The sequence below is a fragment of the Streptomyces sp. NPDC005706 genome (assembly GCF_040631045.1).
Taxonomy (GTDB): domain Bacteria; phylum Actinomycetota; class Actinomycetes; order Streptomycetales; family Streptomycetaceae; genus Streptomyces.
The window spans coordinates 113,422-130,338 of record NZ_JBEXYS010000008.1; the positions used below are offsets into that span (position 1 = coordinate 113,422).

At 73.5% G+C, this 16,917-nt stretch carries 20 protein-coding genes; 13 read left to right on the forward strand and 7 right to left on the reverse strand.

Annotated features, from left to right (window positions below):
- Positions 1–32: 32 nt before the first annotated feature.
- The 3 genes from ABZ478_RS16835 to ABZ478_RS16845 all read left to right on the forward strand — a co-directional run bounded on the left by ABZ478_RS16835 (position 33) and on the right by ABZ478_RS16845 (position 2,345).
- Positions 33–683 carry a pyridoxamine 5'-phosphate oxidase family protein gene (locus tag ABZ478_RS16835; protein ID WP_359550022.1) on the forward strand — a complete coding sequence of 217 codons (651 nt, stop codon included), beginning with the start codon at positions 33–35 and terminating at the stop codon, positions 681–683.
- A gap of 315 nt (positions 684–998) precedes the next feature.
- On the forward strand, positions 999–1,700 hold the full coding sequence (locus ABZ478_RS16840; protein WP_359549806.1) for a CBS domain-containing protein: 702 nt from the start codon (positions 999–1,001) through the stop codon (positions 1,698–1,700).
- 318 nt (positions 1,701–2,018) lie between these two features.
- Positions 2,019–2,345: a hypothetical protein gene (locus tag ABZ478_RS16845; protein ID WP_359549809.1), complete on the forward strand. Its 327-nt coding sequence runs from the start codon at positions 2,019–2,021 to the stop codon at positions 2,343–2,345.
- 77 nt (positions 2,346–2,422) lie between these two features.
- Here the strand turns inward: ABZ478_RS16845 and ABZ478_RS16850 are convergent, their stop codons facing one another.
- The 4 genes from ABZ478_RS16850 to ABZ478_RS16865 all read right to left on the reverse strand — a co-directional run bounded on the left by ABZ478_RS16850 (position 2,423) and on the right by ABZ478_RS16865 (position 5,715).
- On the reverse strand, positions 2,423–3,073 hold the full coding sequence (locus ABZ478_RS16850; RefSeq protein WP_359549812.1) for a CBS domain-containing protein: 651 nt from the start codon (positions 3,071–3,073) through the stop codon (positions 2,423–2,425).
- Positions 3,074–3,099: 26 nt separating this feature from the next.
- Positions 3,100–3,561, reverse strand: coding sequence for a cyclic nucleotide-binding domain-containing protein (locus ABZ478_RS16855; RefSeq protein ID WP_359549814.1), 462 nt, complete (start codon positions 3,559–3,561; stop codon positions 3,100–3,102).
- A gap of 325 nt (positions 3,562–3,886) precedes the next feature.
- Complete coding sequence (locus ABZ478_RS16860; protein WP_359549816.1) at positions 3,887–4,924, reverse strand: L-idonate 5-dehydrogenase; 1,038 nt, start codon at positions 4,922–4,924, stop codon at positions 3,887–3,889.
- A gap of 20 nt (positions 4,925–4,944) precedes the next feature.
- The gene (locus ABZ478_RS16865) at positions 4,945–5,715 is read right to left on the reverse strand and encodes an SDR family oxidoreductase (RefSeq protein WP_359549819.1); all 771 of its coding nucleotides are present in this window, start codon (positions 5,713–5,715) and stop codon (positions 4,945–4,947) included.
- A gap of 168 nt (positions 5,716–5,883) precedes the next feature.
- Here ABZ478_RS16865 and ABZ478_RS16870 point away from each other — a divergent pair, with 168 nt between their 5' ends.
- The 7 genes from ABZ478_RS16870 to ABZ478_RS16900 all read left to right on the forward strand — a co-directional run bounded on the left by ABZ478_RS16870 (position 5,884) and on the right by ABZ478_RS16900 (position 10,467).
- Entirely contained in the window at positions 5,884–6,669 is a 786-nt protein-coding gene (locus ABZ478_RS16870; RefSeq protein ID WP_359549822.1) for an IclR family transcriptional regulator, read from the forward strand.
- A 110-nt stretch (positions 6,670–6,779) separates the two neighbouring features.
- Positions 6,780–7,454 (forward strand): PAS domain-containing protein, encoded by a 675-nt coding sequence (locus ABZ478_RS16875; RefSeq protein ID WP_359549824.1) that lies wholly within the window; start codon positions 6,780–6,782, stop codon positions 7,452–7,454.
- Positions 7,455–7,464: 10 nt separating this feature from the next.
- The gene (locus ABZ478_RS16880) at positions 7,465–7,665 is read left to right on the forward strand and encodes a hypothetical protein (protein WP_359549826.1); all 201 of its coding nucleotides are present in this window, start codon (positions 7,465–7,467) and stop codon (positions 7,663–7,665) included.
- Positions 7,662–8,831: an alanine racemase gene (locus ABZ478_RS16885; RefSeq protein WP_359549828.1), complete on the forward strand. Its 1,170-nt coding sequence runs from the start codon at positions 7,662–7,664 to the stop codon at positions 8,829–8,831. The genes ABZ478_RS16880 and ABZ478_RS16885 overlap by 4 nt, the downstream gene beginning before the upstream one ends.
- A 77-nt stretch (positions 8,832–8,908) precedes the next feature.
- Positions 8,909–9,877 carry a threo-3-hydroxy-L-aspartate ammonia-lyase gene (locus ABZ478_RS16890; protein WP_359549831.1) on the forward strand — a complete coding sequence of 323 codons (969 nt, stop codon included), beginning with the start codon at positions 8,909–8,911 and terminating at the stop codon, positions 9,875–9,877.
- A 61-nt stretch (positions 9,878–9,938) separates the two neighbouring features.
- Positions 9,939–10,253 carry a DUF6400 family protein gene (locus tag ABZ478_RS16895; RefSeq protein WP_359549833.1) on the forward strand — a complete coding sequence of 105 codons (315 nt, stop codon included), beginning with the start codon at positions 9,939–9,941 and terminating at the stop codon, positions 10,251–10,253.
- On the forward strand, positions 10,240–10,467 hold the full coding sequence (locus ABZ478_RS16900; protein ID WP_359549835.1) for a hypothetical protein: 228 nt from the start codon (positions 10,240–10,242) through the stop codon (positions 10,465–10,467). Before ABZ478_RS16895 ends, ABZ478_RS16900 begins: the two co-directional genes overlap by 14 nt.
- A 24-nt stretch (positions 10,468–10,491) precedes the next feature.
- Here the strand turns inward: ABZ478_RS16900 and ABZ478_RS16905 are convergent, their stop codons facing one another.
- Positions 10,492–11,070, reverse strand: coding sequence for a hypothetical protein (locus tag ABZ478_RS16905; RefSeq protein ID WP_359549837.1), 579 nt, complete (start codon positions 11,068–11,070; stop codon positions 10,492–10,494).
- Positions 11,071–11,173: 103 nt separating this feature from the next.
- On the reverse strand, positions 11,174–12,247 hold the full coding sequence (locus tag ABZ478_RS16910) for an NAD(+)/NADH kinase (protein ID WP_359549839.1): 1,074 nt from the start codon (positions 12,245–12,247) through the stop codon (positions 11,174–11,176).
- 286 nt (positions 12,248–12,533) lie between these two features.
- Between ABZ478_RS16910 and ABZ478_RS16915 the strand changes: the two genes are divergently transcribed.
- Both ABZ478_RS16915 and ABZ478_RS16920 read left to right on the forward strand, forming a co-directional pair.
- Positions 12,534–13,250 (forward strand): DUF4232 domain-containing protein, encoded by a 717-nt coding sequence (locus tag ABZ478_RS16915; RefSeq protein ID WP_359549841.1) that lies wholly within the window; start codon positions 12,534–12,536, stop codon positions 13,248–13,250.
- Between the two features lie 99 nt (positions 13,251–13,349).
- A complete protein-coding gene (locus ABZ478_RS16920; protein ID WP_359549843.1) occupies positions 13,350–14,261 on the forward strand; it encodes an NAD-dependent protein deacetylase in 912 nt (303 codons plus the stop codon).
- 106 nt (positions 14,262–14,367) lie between these two features.
- Here ABZ478_RS16920 and ABZ478_RS16925 read toward each other — a convergent pair whose 3' ends face one another.
- On the reverse strand, positions 14,368–15,240 hold the full coding sequence (locus tag ABZ478_RS16925) for a serine hydrolase (RefSeq protein WP_359549846.1): 873 nt from the start codon (positions 15,238–15,240) through the stop codon (positions 14,368–14,370).
- Positions 15,241–15,421: 181 nt separating this feature from the next.
- Here ABZ478_RS16925 and ABZ478_RS16930 point away from each other — a divergent pair, with 181 nt between their 5' ends.
- Positions 15,422–16,873: a cytosine permease gene (locus ABZ478_RS16930; RefSeq protein ID WP_359549848.1), complete on the forward strand. Its 1,452-nt coding sequence runs from the start codon at positions 15,422–15,424 to the stop codon at positions 16,871–16,873.
- Positions 16,874–16,917 lie beyond the last annotated feature (44 nt).

Genomic DNA, 16,917 nt, shown 5'->3' on the forward strand with positions numbered 1-16,917 from the left:
CCGGGGAAGCGGTGACCGACACGCCCGCGGAGATGGACACCCGTACGGCGCTGGGCGACCTCGGCCGGCGGCTGGCCGCCCGGCGGCTGCAGCTCGGCCTGACCCGGCGGCAGGCGGCGACCCGCGCCGGGATGGCGGCCAGCTATCTCAGGTACTTGGAGGAGCACCCCGGCGCCGCGCCGGGCACCGGTGCCCTGATGAACCTGGCCAAGGCGCTGGAGACCACCGTCACCGAACTCACCGGCGGCGGCGTCGACCTGCCGCCCGGCACCGGACAGGCCGGGCGCGCACCGGAGTTCAGCAAACTGCGTCCCAGCGAGTGCCGGACGCTGCTGGCCATGCACGGCGTGGGGCGGCTCGCGGTGCCCACGCCGTCGGGGCCGGTGATCGTGCCGGTCAACTACACCGTCGTGGACGGCGCGATCGTCTTCCGGACCGCGCGCGGCGCCACCCCCTCCCTGGCCGCGGGACTCCAGGTGGCGTTCGAGGTGGACCGCATCGACGACGCGTTCAGCCAGGGCTGGAGCGTCCTGGTGCGCGGGCCCGCCCGCGCCGTCACGGACCGGCACGAGCAGCAACGGCTGGCGGAGCGGGCGTACAGCATGCCCTGGGCCGGCGGCCCCCGGAGCGTGTGGGTGCGCATAGATCCCTTCACCATCACCGGACGCCGGATCACCGTGTGAGGCGGTCCGGCGCCGGGGCCACGGGCTGCTGCGCCGGGAGCGGGACGACGGAGCGACACCGCGGGGGATCGGTGCCGCTCCTGCGTTCACTGTCGTCCACGCCGCGCCCCGGCCGTAGTGCCGATGGGCCCCGATGGGGGGCCACAGGTCCCTCGGAGTACGTGGCCGGCCGTGGTCCGGGCCGCTTCGCCCCCGGGAACGGGCCACTCGGCCCATCCCCCCGGGCGGGGCGGTGGCCGCACGCTGGGAGTGTCCCAGGAAGGGATCCCCAGGAAGGGGTCCCCAGGACGGGATCCGAGCTCCCGGGAGGGCGCCATGAACGGCACTCCGACCGTCGTTGACGACGTGATGACCCGCACGGTCGTGGCCCTGCGCACCGGCGCGGCCTTCAAGGAGATCGTGCGGGCGATGCAGGAGTGGCGGGTGAGCGCCCTCCCCGTGCTGGACGCCGACGGCCGGGTCGTGGGGGTGGTCTCCGAGGCCGATCTGCTGCCCAAGGAGGAGTACCGCGAGGGCGACCCGGACCGGTCCGCACAGGTGCGGCACCTCGCCGACCTCCGCAAGGCGGACGCGGTGACCGCGGCGGAGCTGATGACCTCCCCGGCCGTCACCGTGCCGCCCGAGGCCGCCCTCGCCCACGCGGCGCGCGTCATGGCCCGCCGCGGGGTCAAGCGCCTGCCGGTCGTCGGCCACGACGGCACCCTCAAGGGCGTGGTCAGCCGGTCCGACCTGCTGAAGGTGTTCCTCCGCACCGACGAGGACATCGCCGAGGACGTCGACCGGGAGGTCGTCGTGCGGCTGTTCGGCACCGCGCAGGCACCGGTGCGGGTCGAGGTGCGCGACGGCGTGGTCACCCTCACCGGGCGCGTCCACGACACCGTGCTCGTACCGCTCGCCACCCTGCTGGCCCGGTCGGTACCCGGTGTCGTGGACGTGCGCTGCGCCCTGACCGGCCCGCGCCGCCACCCGCACGCCGGTCCGGAGCTTTCGGAGCCGCGGCGGACGGCCCCCACCTGACGGCGGCCGACGGCAGGCGGAGCCGAGAGGAGGCCACCCCGATGCCGGCGAAGACACCCCGCACGAGCAAGTCCCCTGTCCGGCTGTGGCGTTGGCGGCGCAACGCGCTGCGCAGACACAGCGACGTCGTGGAGGCCTGCATCGTGCTCGGGATGTGGCTCCTCGTCGTCGCCGGCGGGGCCGTCGCGGGGCTGGTGGCGGCACGGACGGTGGACTCGGCCTTCGCCGCGCGCCGGGCCCGGTCGCCGCCGTGGTCACCGACGTCACGCCGGCTGCCCCGCCCGCCACCGCACCGCGAGCGGACGCGACGACGGCCGGGTGCGGGTCACCGTGCGCTGGACCGACGCGGACTGCTCGGTGCACCGGGCCACGGCCAGGCTGCTGCCGGGCGCCCCGGTGGGCACCCGGCTCACGGTGTGGACGGACGACGCCGACCGGGTGGTGCCGGAGCCCCTGGGCAGGACGGAGGCGGCCCTCCAGGCGGACCTGACCGACATCCTCGTCGGCCCGCTCGCCGCCGGGGCGATCTGGGCCGGCGGCCGCCTGCTGCGGGCCGCCCTCGTACGCCGCCGCCTGAACGAATGGGCCGAGGAGTGGAAACGAGTCGGCCCCGAGTGGCGCGACCTCAGCGGCGGGCGAGGGTGAGGACGCCGGCGTGTCGCCCCGTGAGGGGCGACGGTCGTCGGCGTCAGCGCCGGCGGAGGGCGAGGGCGAGGGGGGCGTCAGTCGTCGGCCGAGGTGAGGTGGCAGTCCACGCCCACCACGCCCTCGACGGCCCGGACCATGCCGACCGCCAGGGGGATGCGGGTCGCGTCGGTGACGCGGCCGGTCAGGGTGGCCACGCCGTCCGAGACCGTGATGTGCACGGGCTCGACCGGGGCCGGGAAGAGGACGTCGACGACGTCGCGCCGGATCTCGTCGGCGAGGTCGTCGTCCGGGCGCAGGAACACCTTGAGCAGGTCCGAGCGGCTGACGACGCCTTCGAGTACGCCCTCGGCGTTCACCACGGGCAGCCGCTTGACGTGCCGCAGGGCCATGATCCGTGCCGCCTCGGCGAGCGTGGCGTCGGCGTGCACGGTGACGGCCGGGGCGCTCATCACCTCGTCCGCCGAAACCGCGCCGGCCTTGGCCATGTCGGGCAGCCGGCGCAACTGGGTGCGCCGGTCCGGATCGCTGTCCCGGAACTCCTCCTTGGGCAGCAGATCGGCCTCGGAGACCACGCCGATCACCCGTCCGTCGCCCTCCAGCACGGGCAGCGCGCTGACCTTCCACTGCTCCATGCGCTCGACGATGTCCTTGAACGGGGCCTTGCGGCCCACCGCGACGACGGCACGCGTCATCACGTCGCCCACCCGGTACGGGCTGCCTGCCATGATGTCCTCCTCGCCGGGCCGGGTGCTCACACCAGGCCGCCGCTGCCGTAGGGGGCGTAGAGGTCGAGCAGCCGGATCCGGGACGCGTGCAGCCGCTGAGCGACCACCCGCCCGACCCAGACCGCGATCGCCCGGCCGAACTCCGGGTCCTCGGCGCACATCTCCAGGACGGTCCCGGCGTCGAACTCCCAGGCCCGTACGGGGCTCAGCGCCTCGGCGCCCAGCTGCCAGATGTGCGGCGGGAAGTGCCAGGACCAGCCGACCAGATCGCCGTGGCCGAGCGACTCGATGACGGCGGGACGGCGGCCGGGCACCCGGAGATCCAGGGCCACGGTGCCGGTGCGCACGATCCAGAAGCGGTCGGCCCGCCGGCCCTCCTCGAACAGGCGGATACCGCTGTCGAACGAGACCTCGCGGGCGGCCCGCATCAGGCGTTCACGGTGTTCGGCGGGCAGAGCCGCGTTCAAGGTGGTGGTGGCGGAGGTCATGGCACCGGCTCCCTTCCTGGCGTCTGCTGCCAGAGTGGGCCTCCCGTGCCCCTGGCACCACGGGCCGCTCGGGCCCGAACGGGGGCCCTTCGGCCCAGGCACCGAAGGCCGGGAAGGACGCATGACCGGGTGGGTGCGTGACGGACGGGAAGGACGCCATCCGCTTCTCGTGGATCCTGATTGCGCGGTGCACGGCCGTCAGCCGCTTCTCCGCGTCTCCAAGGAGTCCTTCCCGCTACCTCCAGCACACCACGGGAAACGCCCGTCCACCAGTAGTGTCCTGCCGCCGGCCCCCGTCAGCCACCTCAGTCCCTCCAGCCCCTCCTCAGTCCCCGGACAGGTCGAGCAGGACCTTGGAGGCGACCGTGCGGTCCTGGGCCACGGCGAACGCGGCGGCGGACTGCTCCAGCGGGAAGACATGGGTGACGGCGGGTTCCACGTGCAGGCCCTGGGCCAGCAGCGCCAGCGCCTCGTCGAACTCGGTGTCGAACCGGAAGGCCCCGCGCAGCTCCAGCTCCCGCGTCACGGCGACGTTGCCGAGCAGCCCGACCTCGCCCGGCGGCAGCAGCCCCAGCAGTACGACGACGCCGCCCCGGCGCACCCGCTCCACGCAGCTGCGCAGCCCCGCCGGCGCGCCGGACGCCTCGACGGCGACGTCGAACCCGGCGGACCAGGCCGGATCACCGGACCGGTCCGCGCGCACCGTGGCGGTGGCGCCCATCGCCGTGGCGATCCGCAGCGGCTCCTCGTGCAGATCGCTGACGACGACCTCGGCGGCCCCGGCGTGCCGCAGCGCCGCCACGACCAGGCAGCCGATCGGCCCGGCGCCGGTGACCAGGACCCGACTGCCCCGCACCTCGCCCGCCCGGCGCACGGCGTGCAGCGCCACCGACAGCGGCTCGGCGAGCACCGCGCGGCGCAGGCTCAGCCCGGGCGGCAGCGCCCGGACCTGCTCGGCGGGCACGCTGATGAGCTGGGCGAAGCCGCCCTGCACGTGCGGGGTGTGGGCGGCGCTGCCCAGGTAGCGGGTGTGACCGCAGATGTTGCGCCTGCCGCGCGCGCACTCCTCGCAGGTGCCGCAGGGGGTGGCGGGATGGATCGCGACGGGGGTGCCCGGCGCCGGCCCGTCCGGGGCGCCGGTGCCGGGTCCGAGGTCCGCGACACGGCCGACCACCTCGTGCCCGAGCACCATCGGCTCACGCAGCGCGAAGTCACCCACCCGGCCACGGTGGTGGTAGTGCAGATCGGATCCGCAGATTCCGCCGAGGGCGACGGCGACCGCGATCTCACCCGGTCCCGGGCCGGTGAACGGCCGCTCCTCGATCCGCAGATCGCCGGCTCCGTGGACGACACAGGCTCGCATGGTCAGGGGCTCCTTCACGGTCACAGGACGGAGAGCATGCCGCCGTCGACGTACAGCAGCTGCCCGTTGACGAAGTCGGAGGCGGGGGAGGACAGGAAGAGCAGGGCGCCGACGAGGTCCTCGACGTCGCCCCAGCGGCCGGCCGGGGTACGACCGCGCACCCAGGCGCTGAACTCCTCGTCGGCGACCAGCGCGGAGGTCAGCTCGGTGTCGAAGTAGCCGGGACCGATGCCGTTGACCTGGATGCCGTGCGGTCCGAGGTCGGCGCACATGCCCTTGGTCAGCATCTTCAGGCCGCCCTTGGTGGCGGAGTAGGGCGCGATGCCGGGGCGTACCACCTCGCTCTGCAGCGAGCAGATGTTGACGATCTTGCCGTGCCCCCGCGGCACCATGCGCCGGGCGACCTCGCGGCCGACCAGGAAGGCGCTGGTGAGGTTGGTGTCCAGCAGGCCGTGCCAGTCCTCGTCGGTGAAGTCCAGCAGGGGCGCGCGGCGCTGTGCCCCGGTGTTGTTCACCAGGACGCCGATCGGCCCCGCCTCGTCCTCGATCCGGGCGACGGCGACGGCGACCGCGGCCGAGTCGGTGACGTCGAACGCCTCCGCGACGACCGCGTCCCCGAACTCCGCCGCCAGCTCCGCGCGGGCCGACCCCAGCGCCGCCGCGTCACGGCCGTTGAGGACGACGGTGCAGCCCGCCTCCAGCAGACCCCTGGCCAGGGCCTTGCCGATACCGCGACTCGACCCGGTGACCAGGGCCACCTTGCCGGTGACGTCGAAAAGGGGATGGCTCATGTGTGTCGTCCTCCAGGTGGCCTCGACCGCGATCCAACAGCACGTCTTTCCATTGAGCGGAAAGATTGTCTGCTCAACGGAAAGCATCGTGGGCTGGTCCGAGGATCAATGTCAACCACTGAATGAAATCGCTTTCCACCCAATGGAAAATTGGGTACCTTTGCCTCTGTGACCTCCAGTGACTCCAACGACTCCAGTACGGCCCCGGCGGACGTCGTGGGCCGGGCGATCCGGCTGCTCGTCCTGGTCGGTGAGCACGCACACGGCAGCACCCTGTCCGCGCTGGCCCGCGAGAGCGGCGTCCCGATCAGTACGGCGCACCGGCTCCTCAACACGCTGCGCCGCGAGGGCCTGGTGGAGTTCGAGCCCGACGGCAAGCGCTACAAGCCGGGCCTCAGGCTGTTCCAGCTCGGCCAGCAGGCGGGGCAGGCCCACGGGTTCGCCGGCACCGCCCTGCCCGTCATGCGGGGCGTGACCCGGCAGACCGAGGAAGCCACCCTGATGTCGGTGCTCGACGGCACCCGGCACCTGTACGTGCACTACGTCGACGGGCCCCTCCCGGTCGGCGTCCGCAGCGAGCCCGGCCGGCACGGACCGCTGCACTGCACCTCGATGGGCAAGGTGCTGATGGCCTTCGCCCCCGACGACGTACGCGCCGACCTGCTGGACCGCGTCGAGCTGACACCGCACGGGCCGAACAGCATCACCGACCGCGACGTCCTGCGCGCGGAGGTCGCCCGCGCCGCCGACCTCGGCTACGCCACCGTCGACGAGGAGCACCACGCCGGGCTGCGCGCCGTGGCCGTGCCGATCCTGCGCCCGGACGGCGGCCTCTACGGCGCCCTGTCCACCGCCGCCCCCGCGTTCCGACGCGGCGTGGACGATCTGGTCGCCTTCGTCCCCGTGCTGCGGGCGGCCGCCGCGGAGCTGGGGGTCCGCCTGCCCGCCCGCTGAGCCGGGCGCGTGCATCCGGCTCTGGACGGCGGTGAGACCCCGAGTTAGTCTTCCTGTCCAGAGTTGGATTCTCAGTCCAGATTCCGAGGTGGACGCCTATGGACCACGTCATGGACGGCGCAGAGCCGGACCCCCGCACCGGCGCGGCGGCGTTTCCGGCCGCCGAGGCGGACGAACACCTCATCGGTGAGGCGGAGAAGATCGCCGTAGCCCTCGGGCGCATGTTCCCCGGCCTGTGCGAAGTGGTCCTGCACGACCTGCGCGACCCACGGCACGCCATCCGGACGATCGAGAACAACCTTTCGGGCCGCCGGACCGGGGACTCCGCGACCGAGTTGGGCCTGGCCCGGATCGCCGACCCGGAGTACCCCAGCGTCATCCAGAACTACCCCAACCGGTTCCCCGACGGCCGCCCGGCGAAGAGCACCTCCATCGGTATCAAGAACGCCGCCGGCGAGTACATCGCCGCCCTCTGCCTGAACCTCGACGTCTCCGTGCTCTCACCCGTCACGCTCGCCCTGTCCAACCTCGTCGCCACCGGCACCGAACACCGCGAGCAGCCGCTGGAGACTCTGCGCGACCGCAACGCCCGCGAGCTGCGCCGGGCGGTCGAGGCGCTCGCCGCCGAGCGCGGCGGGACACCGCGCTCGCTGAGCCGGGAGGCCAAGAAGGCGCTCGTACGGCACCTGCAGGCGGAGGGCTACTTCGACTCGCGCGACGCCGCCCGGATCATCGCCGACCTGCTCGGCGTGTCCCGCGCCACCGTCTACAACTACACCAGGTGAGAGGCCGCCCATGACCGCCGCGGACCGCCGCACGGGGGAGTGCCGGCACGCCCCCGAGGACACCGGTGCTCACCCGCTCGGCGACGTCCTCACCGGCCGGTCCCGGACGCCCGACGCACACGACATCACCGTCTTCGACAGCTCCGGCATCGGCCTGCAAGACCTCCACCTGGGCCTGGCCCTGCTGAAGAAGACGGACATCAGCCTGTGACCACCACCCCGCCGCCCGCCCCCGCCCGGACCCTGGCCGACCCCGACACCCCCTTCGCGGTCGTCGACGCGAACCGGGTGCGGCGCAATGTCGAGCGGCTCGCCCGGCGCGCCGACCGCCTCGGCGTCACCCTGCGCCCGCACGTCAAGACGGCCAAGAGCCTGGACGTCGCCGCGCTCCTGCACGACGGCACACCCGGCCCCGTCACCGTCTCCACCCTCGCCGAGGCCGAGGCGTTCGCCGACGGCGGCCACACCGACATCACCTACGCCGTCGGCATCGACCCGCACAAGCTGCCCCGGGTGATCGCCCTGCTGCGCCGCGGCGTCACCCTGCGCGTGCTGCTCGACAGCGCCGCACAGGCGGCGTCCGTGGCCGAAGCGGCCAGGGAGGCGGGCATCGCCGTCCCAGCCCAGATCGAGATCGACTGCGACGGCCACCGCGGCGGCCTGCGCCCCGACGCGCCGGAACTCGTCGGCATCGGCCGCGTCCTGCACGAAGCGGGCTGCCTCGACGGAGTCCTGACCCACGCGGGGGAGTCCTACTTCGCCCACACCGCCGAGGAGCGGCGCCGGGCGGCGGAGCGGGAACGCGACGCCGCCGTCACGGCGGCCGGGCGGCTGCGCGCCGCCGGCCTGCCCGTGCCAGTCGTCAGCGTCGGCTCCACCCCCACCGCCCACGCCGCCGAGGACCTCACCGGCGTCACCGAACTGCGCGCCGGGAACTACGTCTTCTTCGACCTCGTGATGGCCGGTCTCGGCGTCTGCGACCTGGACGACCTCGCCCTGTCGGTCGTGGTCACCGTCATCGGACACCGCCCCGAGTTCGGCTGGATCCTCACCGACGGCGGCTGGATGGCCATGTCACGGGACCGCGGCACCTCCGCCCAGCCCCAGGACCAGGGCTACGGACTGGTCGCCGACCTCGACGGACGGCTCGTCCCCGGGCTCGTCATGACCGCCGCCAGCCAGGAGCACGGCACCCTCACCGCCCGCGACGGCGCCCGTCTGCCCGACCTGCCCATCGGCACCCGCCTGCGCGTCCTGCCCAACCACGCCTGCGCCACCGCCGCCCAGCACCACGGTTACCACGTCGTCGACGGCACCCGGCCCGCCCGGCCCGCGCCCGCGGTCCAGACGGTCTGGAACCGCGTCGCCGGCTGGTGAACCGCACCCCGCCGGCCGCCTCCACCGGCCACCGCCCCGCCCGTCACCCCCGCCCGCTCCTGCCGTAAGGAACCACCATGGCCGCCGCATCACCCGTATCGTTCGACGACGTCCGGGCAGCAGCCGCACGCCTCCGGGGCATCGCCCACCGCACCCCCGTCCTCACCTCCCGCACGCTGAACTCGGCCGTCGGCGCCGAGGTGTTCGTCAAGTGCGAGAACTTCCAGCGGGTCGGCGCCTTCAAGTTCCGCGGCGCCTACAACGCCGCCGCCCAGCTCTCGCCCGGGCAGCTCGCCAAGGGCATCGCCGCCTACTCCTCCGGCAACCACGCCCAGGCGACCGCGCTGGCCGCCCGTGAACTGGGCACCAGCGCCGTCATCCTGATGCCCGAGGACGCCCCCCGCTCCAAGCTGGCGGCCACCGCCGGGTACGGCGCCGAGGTCGTCACCTACGACCGCTACGCGCAGGACCGCACCGCGCTCGGCGAGGCCCTGGCCGAGGACCGCGGCCTGGCCCTGATCCCGCCCTACGACCACCCGCACGTCATCGCCGGCCAGGGCACCGCGGCCCTCGAACTCCTGGAGGACACGGGAGAGCTCGACGCCCTCCTGGTGCCGGTCGGCGGCGGCGGCCTCATCGCCGGCAGCGCGACCGCGGCCAAGGCGCTGCACCCCGGTATCCGCGTGATCGGCGTGGAGCCGGAGGAGGGCGACGACACCCGGCTCTCCCTGGCCAGCGGCGCGCGCGTCACCATCCCCGTGCCCCGCACCATCGCCGACGGCCAGGCCCTGGCCACGCCCGGCGAGATCACCTTCCCGATCAACCAGCGGCTCGTCGACGCCGTCAGTGTCGTCAGCGACGAGGAGATCGTCCACGCCATGCGGTTCGCCTTCGAACGCCTGAAGATCGTCCTCGAACCGAGCGGCGCGAGCGCCCTGGCGGCCCTCATGGCCGGGCGCGTCGAGAACCCGCCGCGGCGGATCGGCGTCATCGCCTCCGGCGGCAACATCGACACCGAGAGGTTCGCCGGGCTCCTCGCCCGCTGACCCTGTGACTTCTCCCACCTGCTCTTGCCGCGGCGGCCGACACGTACCTACGTTCGGACGCATGTCCACCCATGGCCCCATCATTCCTGGCGAACCGGACGAACCCGTCGTGGCGGGCAAGTCCCCGGCGGACCGGCCCGGCGCCGCCGAGCCGGTCGAGTTCACCGTCGACCTCAGCTCCCACGAGATGCTCCGGCGCACGCACACCGTGGCCGCCCTCGGTGCCGGCTGGGACCCCGTCGCGGCGCTGCACGGCGAGGAGGCTGCGTACGACCTGCTGTACTCCGGCCTCGACGACGAACAGCAGCGGCTGTACGAGGAGCTGATCGCGGCCGGTGTGCTGCCGCGGCGCGGCGGCGGCGATGCTGCCGCTTGATCCGCAGGCCGACATCGGCCGTCGCGCCTGGGTGGCCTGCCCGAACTGCGACGACCGCCGCGGCTGCGCCACCTGCGAGCAGGGGCGCCCGTGCCGCGGGCACTGGCGCTACCTGCTCTCCAACAGCGGCAGCCTGCTGCATCTGCAGTGCCCGTCCTGCCGGCACGTCTGGAACCACGAGACGCACTTCGGCGCCACCCGCTCCCAGATGTGACACGGCCGGGACCCGCGGATCCGCTCAGCGGGCTCCCGTCCAGTTGTGGGCCACGTCGACGACCAGATGGCCCGACACCTGCTGGACCCGGAACGGCAGCCGGGCCCGTACGCCGAGACCCACCTGCGTCTCGCCCTCGAAGCTGCCGGCGAACCGGGTGTCCCGGAAGGTGCGGTACCCGTGCACATCCACACCCGGCAGGGTGCGGCCCACCCGCCCCGGGTACGTGACCGCGCCGGTCGCCGGGTCGTAGCTCGGCGCGCCGGCATGGACGTCCAGCACGGCCCCGCCGCCGACCGGGATCGTGTGCCCGGTGGCGCTCTGCCGGAGCCGGTCCACGTACCGGACGTAGTAGCCGACTGTGCGGCCGCCGCCCGGCACGTCGAACACCATCCGGTCGTAGCAGTCGTGCCGGCCGGTCCTGATGTTCTTCAGCGGCACCGCCCCGGTGGCCGTACCGCCCTTGGCTCCGCTGCCCCAGCCGGTCGGACAGGCCGTGGCCCGCGCGGCGGCCGCCGGAGCCGCGTCCGCGGCCGTCGCCACGCCGCCCAGTCCGGCACCCGCCAGGACGAGAGCTGTCGCTATTACCCCTGTTCTCCGCATGATGTCCCCCTTGGTCACGCCATGCTGTTATGGGATGAGACATGCGGATATGGCGAATGGTTGCACGGAGAGAGGGGGAAACTGTCGCGCGTCCGGTCAGGACTCAGGACACAGGTGGCGTCCGGTGCGGGGCGGTGGGCAGCGCGAGGTGCGCGAGGTCGCCCGGCGGCGGTGTCGTCACCGGCCACAGGGGAGCGGCATCGCCGTCGGCGAGCGCGGCGGGAGCGTCGGTGAGGTTCATGCGCTCGCGCAGCCGGCCGTAGAAGTCCATCGGGCCCAGCCGGACCGCCTTGAGCCGGCGGGGCGCGGCGTACACACCGATCCAGTCCCCGGGGTTCAGCACCCCGCGCACCTGGCCGTCGATGCTGACGGCGGCAGGCCCGGACCGTTCCAGCACGCGCAGCGCGACGGGCTCGTCCGGGGCGGCCACGACCGAGCGGTTGAACGCCATGTGCGGGGCGACCGGGGTGAAGATCAGGCCCTCCGCGCGGGGCGAGACCACCGGACCACCCGCGGCGAAGCTGTACGCCGTCGAGCCCGTGGGCGTGGCCACCAGCAGAGCGTCGGCGGAATAGGCGGCGAGCAGCCGGCCTGCGAGATAGACGCCCACCGACACCTGCCGGTCCCGGGTCAGCTTCTCCAGCACCACGTCGTTCAGCGCGACGACGTTCAGGGCGACGCCCCAGTCGTCACCGATCTCGCACTCCGCGCGCACCCGGGGCGGCGGCAGCATGGGACCGCGGCCGTAGCGCACCAGCGCCTCCATGTGCTCCGGCACCTCCAGCCGGCACGAGGCCCGCAGGGTGAGCAGCATCCGGTTCTCGACCGTGATCCGCTCCTCCCGTACGGCGTCCAGCGCGGCGCGCACCGCCGGGGCGGGAACCTCCGTCAGGAAGCCCACCCGCCCGAGGTCGACGCCCAGCACCATGGCGTCGTTCGCGGCCGCCAGCCGGGCACCGCGCAGGAACGTCCCGTCGCCGCCCAGGGTGACGATCAGGTCCGGATCGCCGGCCGAGTCCATCTCCTCCCGGGCACTGTGCCGCCCGCCCTCCTGCCACACGTCGATGTCGGCACAGGTCACGGTGTGCTCGGCGCACCACCCTCGCGCGGCGCGCGCGGCGGCCACGGCCTCCGCCCGTCCGCCGTGCACGACCAGGCCGACACGGTTCACCGTCATACCCGCCTCCCAGCGGTTCGCCCAGAAGTCCATCCTCGCCGGGATTCCCGGCGGGCACCTCCCGCGCCGGCCGGCCATGGCCCGGCCCTCCCGGGCGCGGCCGGTCCGCGCACCCGGTGCCGGGCGGCTCCCCGGGCCGGGTTCCGTGCCGGTCCGACCCCGTTACCGTCACCGCCGTGTCACAGGTGGAGCGGCGCGGAACCCCTGCTCAGGCCGCTCTGTCTGGGTGAGTGAGCACCGGCGCCGAGCCGGTCGACCTGAGCACTTCGAACCATCGGGGGATCCCATGCCGTACCGCAGCACCGTCCGGGTCACCACATCCGCCGCCGCCGTCATCGCGGCCGCCCTGTCACTGACGGCATGCCAGTCCGGCGGCGACGAGCCGGCCGCCGGGGCGTCCCGGACACCGGCGACGTCCGCCGCCTCCCCCACCGCGTCCGCCGGAACCGCCTCGACGCCCACGAGCCCGCCGCCCGCGGCCTCCCGGCCCGCCGGGGGCGGCACGCCGGCCGCCACCGCGGCTACCGCCTCGCCGGTGTCCCGCACCTCGGCGAAGCCCGCGCCGCCGTGCCCGGCGACGGCCCTTAAGACCAGGGCCTACCAGGCCGCCGACCGCCCGGACGGCACGGGCACCGGTGCGGCGGTCGTGGAGTTCACCAACGCCTCCGGCGGGGCCTGTGTGCTGCGGGGCCACCCCTCGGTGGCCGGGGCGGGCAACGGCTCGCCCGAGCACAACACCCCGCTGTCGGTCACCCCGCAGGGCACCGCGTCGAGCGTGCGGCTAGCACCGGGCGGCAAGGCGTGGGTGAAGCTGACCTTCGTACAGGTGCAGGGCGAGGGCGACGGCTACTGCGCCTCCGGTGCGAAGCCCGCCGCCTTCCCGACGCTGGTGGTCGGCCTGCCCGGTGCGGGAGCGCACCAGGTCGCGCTGGACGACGGTGTGTTCGCCGAGTGCGACAACAAGGTCACGGCGACCGCGGTGGCGTCCGTCAAGCCGGTCTGACCGTCCCCGCCGCGCCGTCCGTTTCCCCGCGGCACGGCCGAGGACCCCGGCGGCCGACGCGGGAGCGGGCCGCGGCGGCCGGTTCCGTACCCTGGCGGCATGCGCATGCGCCCCACCCTGAGCTGGACCCCCGCGGAGGACCTGCCGCCGGGCACCACGGACCTGGAACCGGTCGCCGACGCGCTGAGCACCGGCGGAGTGCTGGTGCTCAGCGGGGCCGGCATCTCCACGGAATCGGGCATCCCCGACTACCGGGGCGAGGGCGGCAGCCTGAGCCGGCACACCCCGATGACCTACCAGGAGTTCACCGGCGACGCCCAGGCCAGGCGCCGTTACTGGGCGCGCAGCCACCTCGGCTGGCGCACCTTCGGCCGCGCGCGGCCCAACGCCGGGCACCGGGCCGTGGCCGCCTTCGAACGGCACGGTCTGCTCGCGGGCGTGATCACCCAGAACGTCGACCGCCTGCACCAGGCCGCCGGCACCGGGAACGTCGTGGAACTCCACGGCAGCCTCGACCGGGTCGTCTGCCTCACCTGCGGCACCTTCGGCCCGCGTCGCGAACTCGCCCGGCGCCTGGAGGAGGCCAACCCGGGCTTCGATCCGGTTGCCGCCGGCATCAACCCGGACGGAGACGCCGACCTGACCGACGACCAGGTCGGCGACTTCCGCGTCCTGCCCTGCACGGTCTGCGGCGGCATCCTCAAGCCGGACGTCGTGTTCTTCGGCGAGGCCGTTGCGCCGGAGCGGGTCGAGCACTGCCGCACCCTGGTCCGCGAGGCCGCCTCGCTGCTGGTCCTCGGCTCCTCCCTGACGGTGATGTCCGGCCTCCGGTTCGTCCGTCAGGCGGCCCAGTCCGGGAAGCCGGTGCTGATCATCAACCGGGACGTCACCCGGGGCGACCGCCACGCCCGCACCCGCGTCGCGCTCCCCCTGGGAGCGGCCCTGACCAGGGTGGCGGGGCGGCTCGGCATCCCCCTCGACGGGCAGGCCGAGGACTTGGCGAAGTCCTGAGCCGCCGAGTACGGCGGCCGGTGCCACCGCACCCACGGCGCCCTACGGGCGGCGCGCCACCCTCGGGCACCGGGCACCGGGACCGCGCCGTGTACCGGGCCGTGTCCTAGGAAGCGCGGGCCGTCGTGGTGGACACGGCGGTCCGGGCCGCCCGTTCCACCAGCGAGACGCCGTCCTTCATCGTCTTGTTGCCGTCGGACAGGACCGCGACGAGGTAGTGGTGCCCGCCGGCCGTGATCCGGCCGACGCTGTTGACGTCCCACAGGTCGGTGGTGTCGCGCTGCAGCCAGCCGTTCTTCAGGGCCCATCCGGAGCGGCCGGCCGCCGAGACGCCCCAGGACTGGTCGTCGGCGACATGGCTCATCAGCGAGCGGATGTAGGCGCGGGGCGCCGCGTCGAGCGCCGGCCGGGAGCTCTTCTTCGTGGCTTGCCCGGTGTCGAACACCGCGCGCAGCAGCCGTATCTGGTCGGCGGACGTGGTCCGGGTCAGCCCCCACTTGCCGCCGGGGCCGCCCTCGGTCTCGGTCAGCCCCAGCCGCTTGTTCGCCGCCTTGAGACCAGGGGCGAGGCCGATGCGGCGCCACAGGGCGTTCGCCGCCGCGTTGTCGCTGTGCTCGATCATCTTCTTGGTCTGCGCGCGCTCCTCGGTGGTCAGCGCACGCCCCGAGTCCTGTGCCTTGAGCAGCAGCGCGGCGAGGATGTCGACCTTGACGATGCTGGCCGTGTCGTAGGGGGTGCCCTCGCCGAACACGGCGGGCGCGTGGCCCGGACGGTCCAGATCGAGGACCGCGGCGCTCACCCGTGCCTTGCCGTGCGCCCCGACCGACGCGGGGAAGTCCGCCGGGCCGGCGGCGGCCCGCCCGGCAGCGGGGGCCGCCGAGGCGGCGGACGTCAGCAGCGTCGCCGCGGCGGCCGCGAGCGCGCCGCAGGCGGCCGCGCGCTTGCCCGGACGCGGGAAGGGGGAGGTTCGGAACGGCATGGTGGCAGGCCTCGGCGGTGCGGGGAACAGGAACACGGACTTGCGAACGTAGCCAGAACGCCCGCTCCGTGAAGTGACCGCTGCCACGAAAAGGCCCCTTCAGGGCGATATGTGAGCAGAGCAACAGGTTCTGGTGGGCGCAGAATGAGACCAGGGAGGCGTGACCGGTCCGGGAGGCGTCATGAGCACATCAGGCGAGTCCAGGGTGTCCGGGCTGGAGGTCCGGTCCATCGACTACGTGCCCCTGGACGAGCGGCACGGCCGGCTCTGGCACCTGGGCCCGCTGTGGTTCATGTCCAACGCGACGATCGCCACCCTGGCGGTGGGGCTGATCAGCATCACCGAGGGCGGCAACCTGATCTGGTCGCTGCTGGCCATCGTCGCCGGCACCGTCATCGGCACCTTCTTCATGGCCTTCCACTCGGCCCAGGGCCCCCAGCTCGGCCTGCCGCAGATGATCCAGTCGCGGCCCCAGTTCGGCTACGTCGGCGCCCTCCTGGTGTGGCTCTTCGCCTATGTGCAGTACGCGGGATTCAACGTCTTCAACAGCATCCTCGCCGCCGAGGCCCTGCACACCACGCTGCACGGAGGCGTCAAGCTGTGGGTGGCCGTGGTCACCGCGGTCGCGCTGGTCGTGGCGCTGGTGGGCTACGACATCATCCACAAGGCCGAACGCTTCCTGACCTACACCTTCCTCGTCGTCTTCGGCGTCTTCACCGTCGGTGTCCTGGTCTCCCTGCACTACCCGGCGGGCTCCTTCGACCTCGGCGGCTTCCGGTGGACCCCGTTCCTCGCCCAGTTCGGCGTGGTCGCCGGCTACCAGATCAGCTGGGCCATCTACGTCTCGGACTACTCCCGCTACCTGCCGCCGGACGTGACGGTCCGCAAGACCTTCTACTGGACCTACTTCGGCTCCGCGCTCGGCGGCATCTGGCTGATGGTGCTCGGCACACTGCTGGCCGCCTGGGCCGGCAAGGACTTCGAGACGATCCGGTCCATCAACGCCGCCGGCGACATGGTGTTCGACGGGTTCGGCGCGATCGTGCTGCTCTTCGCCTCCCTGGGCCTGATCTCCGTCACCGCGCTGAACATGTACGGCGGTTCACTGACCCTCATCAGCGGCCTGGACTCCATCCGGCGGGTGCGGCCCACCCTGGGCGTACGGCTGGTGACCATCGGGCTGACCGCGGTGCTCTCGCTGGTCGGCGCGCTCGCCGCGACCGCCCACTTCCTCGAGAACTTCAACGACTTCCTGCTGCTGGTGCTCTACCTGTTCATCCCGTGGACCGCGGTGAACCTCATGGACTACTACGTCGTGCGCCGCGGCCACTACGCCATCGCCGAGATCTTCAACCCGCGCGGCATCTACGGCCGTTGGGGCTGGCACGGCATCATCGCCTACCTGGTCGGCTTCGCCGTCATGGTCCCGTTCTTCTCCGTCGGGAAACTGTTCGTCGGTCCCGCCGCCGCAGCGCTCGGCGGCGCCGACATCTCGCTGTTCATCGGGCTGCCGGTCTCCGCGCTCCTGTACTGGTGGCTGACGCGCTCCGTCGACGTGGAGGCCGAGACCCGCATCGCCGAGGCCGAGGCGGAGGCACTGGAGCAGGCGGCACACGAACACCGCGAGCCCTGAGCGTCCGCACCTCGGAGCGGAGTTCGGTCGCCGCGATTTATTAC